We start from the raw sequence: 12097 nt of genomic DNA, 5'->3' as shown, positions 1-12097 counted from the left end.
GCCCTGGCGAGTGGATAGCCATTGAAAAAGGGGCTTGCACGGGCAGGTTAATCCGGGTATTTCTAAATTGCATCCAGATTTTGCATACAATAATTAGAGGAATGCACCATTATGGGTCATCCAGTTGCAATTCAAGTGCGAAACGTCTCAAAGCGATACTCTGAAGATCCCGGGCTGGCACCGGCCCTCGACAATGTGTCCGTCGACATTGCCGACAACGAGTTCTTCACCCTGCTTGGCCCTTCCGGCTGCGGCAAAACCACCTTGCTGCGCACCATCGCCGGCTTCGAGCACGTCAGCGACGGCGAGATTCGCCTGGCCGGCGAGCCGGTCAATGATTTGCCGCCGTTCAAGCGCCGGGTCAACACGGTCTTCCAGAGTTACGCGCTGTTTCCACACATGAGTGTGGCGCAGAATATCGCCTTCGGCCTCGAGATGCAGGGCCTGGATCGCAAACTGATCTCGCAGCGGGTCGACGAAATGCTCGCGCTGGTGCAAATGCAGCACCTGGCGGGGCGCAAACCGGCTGAACTGTCCGGTGGCCAGCAGCAGCGCGTGGCGCTGGCCCGGGCCCTGGCGCCGAAACCGAAAGTGCTGTTGCTCGACGAACCGCTGTCGGCGCTGGACCTCAAGCTGCGCAAGGAAATGCAGGTCGAGCTCAAGCGCGTACAGAAAGAAGCCGGGATCACCTTCATCTTCGTCACCCACGACCAGGAAGAAGCCCTGACCCTGTCCGACCGCATCGCCGTGATGTCCGCCGGCAAGATCCTGCAGATCGGCACGCCCAACGAGATCTACGAGCGCCCCCAACACCAGTTCGTCGCCCAGTTCATCGGCGACATCAATTTCCTCCCCGGCCACCTCAAGCGCGGCCAGCAGAACGAGCACCTGTTCGTGCCCAATGGCATGCCGGTGGAAATTCCCTGCCCGCCCCAGGGCGTCAACGGCGCCAAGGTGCAACTGGCGTTTCGTCCCGAGCGCTCGCAACTGGTCGACCCCACCCAGCCCCATCATCTGCGCGGCGTGATCGAGGCCGTGCTGTACGTCGGCACCGCGACCCTCTACCAGTGCCGTCTGAACAACGACATCAAGGTCATGCTGCGCGAAAACAACGAAGGCCTGAACCATGGCCGGGTGGTCGGTGATCGCGTCGCGGTCAACCTGCCGCCCCACGCCTGCCTGTTGATGGAGGCCTGAGATGAGCGTCAGCAGCACTTCCCCAGCCCTCAACCGTGCGCTGTTGCTCAGCCCGGTGGTTCTGACCCTGCTGGCCCTGATCGCCATTCCACTGGGCATCATGGGCTACATCAGCCTGTTGCCGCGCAACGTGTACGGCGGTGTCGACTGGCAAGCCAACTGGCAATTGCAAAGCTACGTGCAGCTGTTTTTCCAGGAAGGTTTCGACGGTGAGCTTGAATTGAACTGGGTCTACGCCCAGGCGCTGTTGCGCTCGGTGTTCCAGGCCGGCGGCACCACTGTCCTGTGTTTCCTGTTCGGTTTTCCGGTGGCGTTGTGGATGTCGAGCCTGACCCCGCGCCGGCGCAACCTGATGGTGTTGCTGATCACCATCCCGTTCTGGACCAACCTGCTGATCCGCAACTACGCCTGGCTGATCATCCTGCGCGAGCAAGGCTGGGTCGCCCAGGGCCTGAACGCACTGTTCCCCCAGGCCGGTGGCATCACCCTGCTCTACAACGACTTCGCCGTCAGCGTCGGGCTGGTCTACAGCTTCCTGCCGTTCATGATCCTGCCGATCTATTCGACTTTGGAAAAACTCGACTGGCGCCTGGTGGAGGCCGCCTACGACCTGGGCGCCAATCGCTGGCACGCGCTGCGCCGGATCATCCTGCCGCTGTCGATGCCCGGCGTGATTGCCGGTGCGCTGCTGGTGTTCGTACCCAGCCTCGGCGCGTTCATCACTCCGGCGATTCTCGGTGGTGGCAAGACGCTGATGATCGGCAACCTGATCCAGCAACAGTTCGGCACTGCGCGCAACTGGCCGCTGGGCAGTTCGCTGTCGTTCCTGCTGCTGGGGATCATGCTGCTGTCCCTGGTGCTGTACGCCCTCTATAGCCGCAGTGCCGCCAAGAGCCAACGCCCGGGAGCCCAAGCATGATTGCCCTGCACCTGAAGAAACTGCCGCTGACCCGTGAAGTCAGCCTGTTGATGCTGGCCTATCTGTACCTGCCGATCCTGGTCCTGATCGCCTACAGCTTCAACGCCAACCGTTCGGCAACAGTGTGGACCGAGTTTTCGTTCGCCTGGTACGGACGCATCCTCGCCAACCCGTCGATCCAGACCGCGGCGCTGAACTCGATCATCGTCGCCAGCATTGCCACGGTCTGCGCCACGGCCATTGCCCTGCTCGCGGCGCTGGCGACCTACCGGCCGTTCTATGGGCAGAAGATGGTCGAGGGCGGGATCAACCTGCCGCTGATCCTGCCGGAGATCGTCACCGCCGTGGCCACCCTGCTGCTGTTCATGGCATTGGGCATCAAGCTCGGTTTGCTGACAGTGATCATCGCCCACATCGGCTTCTGCATTCCGTTCGCCTACCTGCCGATCCGTGCCCGCCTCAATGACATGGACAAGAGCCTGCTGGAGGCGGCGAACGATCTGTACGCCAACCCCTGGCAGGTGTTTCGCCGGGTGACCCTGCCGCTGCTGTGGCCGGCGGTGTTGTCCGGGTCGGTGCTGGCGTTCGTGGTCAGCCTCGATGATTTCATCATGACCTTCTTTGTCGCCGGTCCCGGCTCGACCACCTTGCCGGTGTACATCTTCTCGGCGATCAAGGCCGGCGTGACCCCGGAGATCAACGCGATTTCAACGCTGATGCTGGTGATTTCCATCGTTCTCGTAGTGCTGGCCTTCTGGCTTGGCCAACGCGGCAAACAACAATAAACCTGGAGCGCTCTCATGAAAGTGAAAAACATGCGTTTGGCAATGTCCGGTCTGGCCCTGAGTTGTTTCACCGCGTTCACGGCGTTCAGCGCCCAGGCCGCCGAACCCAAGGAACTGTTCTTCTACAACTGGACCGACTACTACCCGGTCGACCTGCTGGCCAAATTCGAAAAGGAAACCGGCATCAAGGTCACCATGGACGGCTACGACAGCAACGAAACCCTGCTGGCCAAGCTGCAGGCCGGTGGTGCGGCGTATGACGTGATCGTGCCGTCACAATCGATCATGCAGACCTTGATCAACCAGAACCTGTTGCTTGAAATCGACACCCCGACCTTGCCCAACTTCCAGTACGTCAAAGAGCCGTTCCGTGACCCGAGTTTTGACCCGGGCCGCAAGTTCTCCGCCCCTTACCTGTGGGGCACCACGGGGTTTTCCTATGACAGTGCGCGGGTGCCGGGCGGCAAGCTTGACGACTCGTGGAAAGAGTTCTTCGAACCGCGCAAGGAACTGCAAGGCCAACTGGCCGCCCTCGACACCTCCAGCAGCGTGATCAACGCCGCCAGTCACTATCTGAATGTCGACGAATGCAGCGAAAACCCGCAGGACGCCAAGCGCATCCTCGAACTGCTGCAAAAACAGAAACCCTTCCTGAAGATGTACAGCTCGGACAACACCGTCGACCGCATGGCCAGCGGTGAAGTGATCATGATGCAGAACTGGAACGGCTCCACGGCCCGCGCCACCCTGCAGAAGAGCACCATCAAGTACGTCTACCCCCGTGAAGGCCTGGCCATGTTCCAGGACAACTTCGCCGTGCCGAAAAGCGCGCCGCACCCCGGCAACGCGAAGATCTTCATCGACTGGATGATGAAGCCGGAAAACGCCGCGGCCGTGTCCAACGCCATCGCCTACGCCAACGGCATCCAGAGCGACCAGTTGCTCGATCCGAAATGGAAGGTCATGGACGCGATCAACATGCCCGACGAATACGCCTCGCGCCTGCGTCCGGAAAAGGAATGCAGCAACAAGGCGCGGGAGCTGCAGGACCGCATCTGGGCCAAGCTCAAGGGCTGATTGCCTGACTTGAAACCCAGTCACGGCCATCACGAGCAAGCTCGCTCCCACACGGGATCTTCAGTGTTCGCCCTCCCGTGGGAGCGAGCTTGGTCCGGGCGGCGTTCCGACGATGAGGCCGTCACTCACAACATAGATTCGAGGTTTGTATGACCCACCCCCAATGGCTGCGCAACGTGCGCCCATACGGCCAGCCCGCCGAAGACCTGCTGATCGAGAACGGCCGCTTCAGCCAACGCCGCCCCGCTTCGAAGGAAGCCTTGTCTGCCACCGACATCGACGGCCAGAACCAATTGCTCACCACCGCCCTGGTGGAAAGCCACGTCCACCTCGACAAAACCCTCTACGGCCAGCCTTGGCGCCCCAACAGCGCCGGCCCAACCCTCAAGGACTACATCGCCAACGAGCGCCGCGTCCTGCGCGAAATCAGTGCGCCCATCGCCCAGCGCGCCGGTGCCCTGCTGGAAAACTGCATCGCCCGTGGTTCGCTGACCATGCGCTGCCACGTCGACATCGACCCGGAATTCGGTTTGCGTCATGTCGAGGCCATGCAGCAGTTGCGCGACACCTATCGCGACTTGATTGACCTGGAACTGGTGGTGTTCCCGCAGACGGGGCTGATCAGCCGCCCCGGCACTGCCGAACTGATGCGCGAAGCCATGGCGCTGGGCGTGGAAAACGTCGGCGGCCTCGACCCTTGCGGTATCGACAACGACCCGATTGCCCAACTCGATTTCGTCTTCAACCTGGCCAGCGAGTTCGACCGTGGCGTCGACATCCACCTGCACGACAAGGGCGAACTGGGCCTGTGGCAGATCAAGCTGATCGCCGACTACACCGAACGCTTCGGCCGCGAAGGCCGGGTGATGATCAGCCATGCCTATTGCCTGGGCATGTTGCCATGGAGCCAGGTCAAACCGCTGGCCGAACGCCTGGCGACACTGGGGATCTCGCTGATGAGTTCCGCCCCGGCCGATTGCGCGGTGCCACCGTTTCTGGCCCTGCGCGAGACCGGCGTGAACCTGTGCCTGGGTTCCGACGGCATCCGCGATGCCTGGTCGCCCATGGGCAACGGCGACATGCTCGAGCGCGCGATGCTGCTGGCGTTCCGTTTCGACCTGAACAAGGACGAGGAACTGACGGCGGCGTTCGAAGCCGCCACCGTCAACGGCGCCTTGGCACTGGGTCGCAAGCCCGCTGGTATTGAAATCGGCCAACCCGCGGACTTCTTGCTGATGCCTGTGCAAACTCTCGGTGAGGCAGTGGTCTCGCGGCCGGCACGTCAGGTCTATCGCGCCGGTCATCTGGTCGCTGCGGGCGGTCGCTTGCTGGACAGCCGTTTGTGAAGCGCATCGGTCTGCGCGCCAGCTGCCTGGTCGGTTTCGATGGCATGCAGCACGTCCTGTGGCGTGACGGCGAAGTGGTGTTCCATGGTTCGCGCATCGAGTTTGTCGGACGCGGGTATCCCGGGTCGGTGGATCAATGGATCGATTACGGCAATGCCCTGATCGGCCCCGGCTTCATCGACCTGGATGCCCTGGGCGACCTCGACTCCACCGTGTTGACCCTGGACAACGGTGACGAGCGCGACATGGGCCGGATGTGGTCGCAGCAGTACCTGTCTGAGGGATCTCGGGAAAGCTACAGCCCTGAAGAGGAGGTCTTCAAGTACCGCTACGCCTTCACCCAGTTGATCCGCAATGGCATCACCACGGCGATGCCGATCACCTCGATGTACTACCGCGAGTGGGCCGAAACCTACGACGAGTTTGCCGCGGTGGCCGGTGTCGCCGCCGAACTGGGGCTGCGTACCTATCTCGGTCCTTGCTACATGAGCGGCATGAGTTACTGGCGTGCCGATGGCACGCTGGCGCACCACTGGGATGAAAACCGCGGCATGGCCGGGCTTGAGGCGGCTGAACAGTTCTTCAAGGACTTCGATGGCAGCCACCAGGATCTGATTCGCGGCGCGCTGTTGCCCGATCGCATTCAGACCTGCACCCCCGCACTGCTGCAACGCACCGCCGCGCTGAGTCGGGAGCTGAACGCGCCGATGCGCCTGCACTGCTGCCAGGGTCAGGGCGAGGTGGCGATGGTTGAACAATTGCGCGGCGCTTCGCCTCTGAGTTGGTTGCAGCAACTCGGCCTGTTGACCCCGCGCAGCCTGCTGCCACACGGCATCTACACCCGTGGCGATGACGACCTGCAACGGTTGGTGGACGGCGGCGCAAGCCTGGTGCATTGCCCAGTGGTGTTTGCCCGTGATGGCGAGGCGCTGGACTCCTTCGGTCGCTATCGTGCCAAGGGCATGAACTTCGCCCTCGGTACCGACACCTGGCCCGCCGACCTGCTGGACAACATGCGCCAGGGCCTGAACATTGCCCGCTTGATGGAGGGCGGCAACGAGCTGACCAGCACCCTGGATATGTACAACGCCGCCACCCTTGGCGGGGCCAAGGCCCTCGGTCGCGATGATATCGGCCGCCTGGCCCCTGGCTGCAAGGCTGACATCACGGTGTTCAACTTGCGTGGCCTGCACTTGGGGCCACTGTTTGATCCGTTGAAAAACCTGCTGCTGGCCGGGCGCGGTGATGACTGCATCGCCAGTTACATCGACGGCCGCTGCGTGATGCACGACGGCCAGGTCCAGGGTGTCGACTACACCGCCCTGCAACGTCAGGCCCAGCGCCAATTCGAAAAGCTGATGCGCAGCCACAGCGACCGGGCCTTTGGCCAACCGGACTGGAAAACCCTGTTCCGCCCCGCCATCCCCTTTGCCGATGACTACAGCGCTGACGCGCCACTGAGCGCGATTGATCCACTTCTTTAGGGATTCTTGCCTATGCAAAGCTTCGACTTCAGCACACTGAGCCCACGGGACAAATACAAGATCCTGATTGGCAGCGTGGTGCCCCGACCGATTGCCCTGGTCACCACGGTCGACGGCGAAGGCCGGATCAACGCCGCACCGTTCAGTTTCTTCAACGCGCTGTCGGCCGATCCGCCGATCCTCGCCCTGGGCGTGGAAAATTACGGCGACCTGAGCCCCAAGGACACCACGCGCAATATCCAGTTCAGCCAGGAATTCACTGTGAACATCGTCAGCGACGCTCTGGTGGAAGCCATGAACGTCTGCGCCGTGCCCTTCGCACCGGGCTTCGACGAACTGACTGCCGCCGGGCTCACGGCCATACCGGGCACCACGGTCAAATGCCCGCGCATCGGCGAAGCGCCGGTCGCACTGGAGTGCCGGCGGATGATGGCATTGTCCATTGGCCAATCCCGGGAGATCATCCTGGGCGAAGTGTTGATGGCCCATGTTCGCGATGAACTGATTGACCCGAAAACCCTGTACATCGATCAGTTGGGGCTTGATGCGATCGGGCGGATGGGCGGCCATGGCTATGCACGCACCCGGGACTATTTCGACCTGCCGACCCGTTCGCTGCAGTCCTGGACGGAAGCGCCGGGAGGTGGCGAGCGGTTCTGGCCAATGGGCAAATAGTACACTGCGCCTATCTCCTGTAGGAGCGAGCCTGCTCGCGATGGTCGTTAACGATAACGATGGCAACCTGTCACCCCGCGGCGCTCTCAGGTTCATCGCGAGCAGGCTCGCACCTACAAGGTCAGTGGAAATCGCGGCTGCGAATGGTGATACCGTCCAATAACGGGCTCAGGTCGCTCAAGCGCCCGGCAATCAAGTGCCGCACCTCGCCCTCTTTTTCCCAGCGCCCGTCGACCTTGAGCAACTGCGAACCCACCAACACCCGGCGCTGGCGTTCAGCCAGATCCCGCCAGACCACCACGTTGACGTTGCCGAACTCGTCTTCCAGGGTGACAAAGGTCACGCCGCTGGCGGTACTCGGCCGTTGCCGTCCGGTCACCAGCCCGGCAACACTGACCGGACGGCCGTGCTCGACCGCCAGCAATTCCTGCGAACTGCGACAGCGCCGGGCTTTCAACTCAACGCGCAACAAGGCCAGTGGGTGCGGCCCCAACGTAGTACCGACACTGTTGTAGTCGGCTTGCAGGTCTTCGCCCACGGTGGGTTTGGGCAACACCACAGCACCCTCCTCCTGCCTCGGCAACCCGGCGAACAAGCCCAACTGTTTCTCCACCCCCGCCACTTCCCAGCGCGCCCGATGTCGATCCCCGGCCAGCCCCCGCAATGCACCGGCATCGGCCAGTTGCTCCTGGGCACGGGCATCGAGGCCGGCCCGCTCACCAAGATCGCCAATGTCGATAAACGCGCCATTCGCCCGCGCCGCCTCAATACGCCGGGCCGCGTCCTCGCGAAAGCCCTTGATCATGCGTAAACCCAGGCGAATCGCCGGTTGTGCGCCGCTGATCGGTTCCAGGCTGCAATCCCAGTCGCTGGCCCGCACGTCCACCGGGCGCACCTGCAGATCATGACGACGGGCGTCCTGCAGAATCTGGTCCGGGCTGTAGAAACCCATGGGCCAGCTGTTGATCAGCGCACAGGCGAAAGCCGCCGGTTCGTGGCATTTCAACCAGCAACTGGCGTAGGTCAGCAAGGCAAAACTGGCGGCGTGGGACTCGGGAAAACCGTAACTGCCAAAACCCTTGATCTGCTCGAATATCTGCGCGGCGAAATCTGCGCTATAGCCTTTTTTCTTCATGCCCGCAGCCAAACGATCCCGGTGCGGTTCAAGGCCGCCGTGACGTTTCCAGGCTGCCATGGAGCGACGCAACTGATCGGCCTCGCCCGGGCTGTAGTCGGCGGCAACGATGGCGATCTGCATCACCTGCTCCTGAAACAGGGGAACCCCAAGGGTGCGCTTCAAAACCTCGCGCAGCTCTTCAGAGGGATAACTTTCCAGTTCTTCCTTGTTTCGGCGGCGCAAGTACGGGTGCACCATGCCGCCCTGAATCGGTCCGGGCCGGACAATGGCCACCTCGATCACCAGGTCATAGAACTTGCGCGGCTTGAGCCTGGGCAGCATCGACATCTGGGCACGCGATTCGATCTGGAATACCCCGACAGTGTCGGCACGACCAATCATGTCGTAGGTTTTTGAGTCCTCGGAGGGCACCGACGCCAGGCTCAAATCCAGATTGCGATGGCGGCGCAGCAAATCGAAACAGCGGCGAATGGCACTGAGCATGCCCAGGGCCAGGATATCCACCTTGAGCAGCCCGACCGCGTCGAGGTCATCCTTGTCCCACTGGATGATGGTGCGCTCGGCCATGGCGGCGTTCTCCACCGGCACCAGCGTGTCCAGCGGATGCTCGGAAATCACGAAGCCGCCGGGGTGCTGGGACAGGTGCCGCGGGAAGCCGATCAACTGCCCGGTAAGGCTGAGCACCCGGCGCAGTATCGGGCTTTCAGGATCGAAGCCGCCCTCGAGCAAACGCTCCACTGGCGGAGTTTCGTCACTCCAGTGACCGCAGCAATCGGCCAGGGCGTTGATTTGATCGGGTGGCAAGCCCAGCGCCTTGGCGACATCGCGCACTGCGCCGGCCGCGTGGTAGGTGCTGACCACGGCCGTCAGCGCGGCCCGGGCCCGACCATAACGATTGAACACGTACTGCAAGACTTCTTCGCGCCGCTCATGCTCGAAATCGACGTCGATGTCCGGCGGCTCGTCGCGTTCCTTGGAAAGAAAACGCTCGAACAGCATGTTCATTCGATCCGGATCGATCTCGGTGATGCCCAGGGCAAAACACACCGCCGAGTTGGCCGCCGAGCCTCGCCCCTGGCAAAGAATCTTCTCGCGTCGGGCGAACGCGACGATGTCCTGGACCGTCAGGAAATAACTTTCATAACCCAGTTCCGCGATCAGCCCCAGCTCCTTGTCGATCAGTGCGCGCACCTTCTCGCTCGCGCCATGGGGCCAGCGCTGCTCGATGCCCTGCTCGGTCAGCACCTTGAGCCACGAGGTCGCGGTGTGCCCCTCCGGCACCAGCTCACGGGGATAGTGATAACGCAACTGACCGAGGTCGAAGGTGCAGCGGCGGGCGATGCTCAGCGTCTCTTCCAGCAAGGCCGGCGGATACAGCTCATTCAGCGCCTCCAGGCTGCGCAGGTGCCGTTCGCCGTTGGGGTGCAGGCGCAAGCCGGCATCGGCCACTGGCAGGTGATGGCGGATCGCGGTCATGGTGTCCTGCAAGGCACGGCGTCCACGCGCGTGCATGTGCACATCGCCGCTGGCCACCGGGGTGATCTGCAGCGCCCTGGCCAGGCTCAGCAGATCGCTCAGGCGCCGGCTGTCATCCTGACCGCGATGCAATTGCACCGCCAGCCACAAGCGCTCGGCGAACACCTGCTTGAGCCAGTGCCCCTGCTCAAAGGCGTCGACTGCATCGGGCACCCACAAGGCCAGCAACCCCGGCAGCGGTTGCTCGAAGTCTTCGCACAGGACTTGATACTGGCCCTTTTGCGTACGCCGCCGGGCCCGGGTGATCAAACGACACAGCCCCTGATACCCCTCCAGGTTCTCCACCAGCAGCACCAGTTTCGGACCGTTTTCGAGGCGTACCTCACTGCCGATGATCAGCGGCAATTCCACCGACTTTGCCGCCTGCCAGGCCCGGACAATACCGGCCAGGGTGCACTCATCGGTGATGGCCAGGGCTTGGTAACCCTGCTTTTTGGCGCGCTGGAACAACTCCAGGGCACTGGAGGCACCGCGCTGGAAACTGAAGTTCGACAGGCAGTGCAACTCGGCATAGTCCTGATTCATGCGAACCAGCCCTGCAGCCACAACGGCCCGTCCTCACCCACCGCCCGCCAGGCCCAGCCCTGCTGGCCGGCGCGGGTCTCGATCAGGTAGTAATCGCGACGCACGTCGCCGCCGTCCCACCAGCCCGACTCGATACGCTCGGGGCCCATGAGGATGCGCGCCGAACCTTGCGGCAGGGCCAAGGGCTCGGTGAGCAACCAGCCCGGGCGTTTCGCTGCGCTACAACCGGGTGTGGACTGCTGGTCAGCCATGGCCTGCCACGCACGCTCGGGGCGATGATCTGCCTGAAAGCGCAAGCCATGCACCGCCTCGTCCCCCAGCCGGGCGCGCAGGCGTTCACGCAACTGCTCCCAGGGCAAGGATTGCTGCGGGCGATCGTCGAACAGCTCTTGATACTGGGGCACGAAGGCCGGCAAGTCTTCGGCGCGCAGGCGAAAGCCGCGCACCGGCGCCTCGACCTGGACCTGCTCCAGCCGCCCCCGGGCCAGCTCGAACAGCATTGCCGGATCACGCTCGGCGCTGAGCAGGCCGACCTTGATCAGCGTGTCCGGCAACCCGGCGTGCTCCAGGTGCAGGTCAAAGCGCTGCACACCGCTGTCGCGACCACAGAGAAATGCCGACAGGTCGCCGGTCAGGCGGCGCAACGGAAACAGCAGGGCCTGGTGGGATTGCACATCGAAATTCAGCTCGATGCGCACATCGAAGCGGTCCGGTGGCAGGTAGAACGCCAGCGCCAGCCGACGCAAGCCGAACAGGGCATCCAGATGCTTGAGCACCTGCGCCTCGAAGCGCCGGGCCAGGCTGTCACGGGGCAATGCCTGCACCTGTTTCAGTGTGCGCAAGCCCATGCGCGACAACGCCGTGGCGACTTGAGCCTCCAGCCCGATACGGTCGACCGGCAATTGCCCCAGGTGATGCTGCAAGGCTTGATCGTCGGGCACCACCAGCCCGTCATAGGCGTTGGCCAGCACCCGCGCCGCCACCGGGTTGGGGGCGGCAACGATCCGATGACGAAACCCCAGGTCGGCCAACTCGCGGCGCAAACGCGCTTCGAATTGCGGCCAGTCACCGAACAGACCAAGACTGGATTCGATTTCAAACACCACCGCGCGCGGGTAGTGCACGCTGACCTGGGAACTGAAGCCATAGGCCCACGCGGCGAGGAATTGTTGCCAGTGCTCAATTTCAGCGGCGTCATACTCGGCCGTGGCAAACCCCTTGCTCAAGGCCTGCGCAGCGTTCATGGACTGCCCGGGGCGCAAACCCAGGACCCGCGCCGCACCATTGACCGCTTGCAGCACCCGGCGCTGAGCCGGACCGGTCAGCAGCGCCAGCGGCTCATCGGGATCGGGGCGCTGACGCAGGACCGCGTCCAGCGCCAATTGCGGGAACAGAATACACACCCAGCGCATGGC

General features: G+C 63.0%; 9 protein-coding genes. 7 read left to right on the top strand and 2 right to left on the bottom strand.

Features of this window, described 5'->3' with window-relative positions; all coding sequences use genetic code 11:
• Positions 1-111: 111 nt before the first annotated feature.
• The 7 genes from EIY72_RS09325 (at position 112) to EIY72_RS09295 (ending at position 7483) form a co-directional block, all read left to right on the top strand.
• Positions 112-1197: an ABC transporter ATP-binding protein gene (locus EIY72_RS09325; protein ID WP_093219215.1), complete on the top strand. Its 1086-nt coding sequence runs from the start codon at positions 112-114 to the stop codon at positions 1195-1197.
• Position 1198: 1 nt separating this feature from the next.
• A complete protein-coding gene (locus tag EIY72_RS09320; RefSeq protein ID WP_093219211.1) occupies positions 1199-2116 on the top strand; it encodes an ABC transporter permease in 918 nt (305 codons plus the stop codon).
• On the top strand, positions 2113-2901 hold the full coding sequence (locus tag EIY72_RS09315; protein ID WP_093219206.1) for an ABC transporter permease: 789 nt from the start codon (positions 2113-2115) through the stop codon (positions 2899-2901). Before EIY72_RS09320 ends, EIY72_RS09315 begins: the two co-directional genes overlap by 4 nt.
• A 15-nt stretch (positions 2902-2916) precedes the next feature.
• Complete coding sequence (locus EIY72_RS09310) at positions 2917-3978, top strand: extracellular solute-binding protein (protein WP_093219201.1); 1062 nt, start codon at positions 2917-2919, stop codon at positions 3976-3978.
• 149 nt (positions 3979-4127) lie between these two features.
• Complete coding sequence (locus tag EIY72_RS09305) at positions 4128-5324, top strand: amidohydrolase family protein (RefSeq protein WP_093219196.1); 1197 nt, start codon at positions 4128-4130, stop codon at positions 5322-5324.
• The gene (locus EIY72_RS09300) at positions 5321-6808 is read left to right on the top strand and encodes an amidohydrolase family protein (RefSeq protein WP_093219190.1); all 1488 of its coding nucleotides are present in this window, start codon (positions 5321-5323) and stop codon (positions 6806-6808) included. Before EIY72_RS09305 ends, EIY72_RS09300 begins: the two co-directional genes overlap by 4 nt.
• A 12-nt stretch (positions 6809-6820) precedes the next feature.
• The gene (locus EIY72_RS09295; RefSeq protein ID WP_093219185.1) at positions 6821-7483 is read left to right on the top strand and encodes a flavin reductase family protein; all 663 of its coding nucleotides are present in this window, start codon (positions 6821-6823) and stop codon (positions 7481-7483) included.
• Positions 7484-7604: 121 nt separating this feature from the next.
• Here the strand turns inward: EIY72_RS09295 and EIY72_RS09290 are convergent, their stop codons facing one another.
• Both EIY72_RS09290 and EIY72_RS09285 read right to left on the bottom strand, forming a co-directional pair.
• On the bottom strand, positions 7605-10703 hold the full coding sequence (locus tag EIY72_RS09290; protein ID WP_162276441.1) for an error-prone DNA polymerase: 3099 nt from the start codon (positions 10701-10703) through the stop codon (positions 7605-7607).
• Complete coding sequence (locus EIY72_RS09285) at positions 10679-12094, bottom strand: Y-family DNA polymerase (protein ID WP_093219177.1); 1416 nt, start codon at positions 12092-12094, stop codon at positions 10679-10681. The genes EIY72_RS09290 and EIY72_RS09285 overlap by 25 nt, the downstream gene beginning before the upstream one ends.
• Positions 12095-12097 lie beyond the last annotated feature (3 nt).

The sequence above is a fragment of the Pseudomonas vancouverensis genome, assembly GCF_004348895.1.
In the GTDB taxonomy this organism is placed as follows: Bacteria; Pseudomonadota; Gammaproteobacteria; order Pseudomonadales; family Pseudomonadaceae; genus Aquipseudomonas; species Aquipseudomonas vancouverensis.
This window is presented reverse-complemented; position numbering and strand designations above follow the sequence as displayed.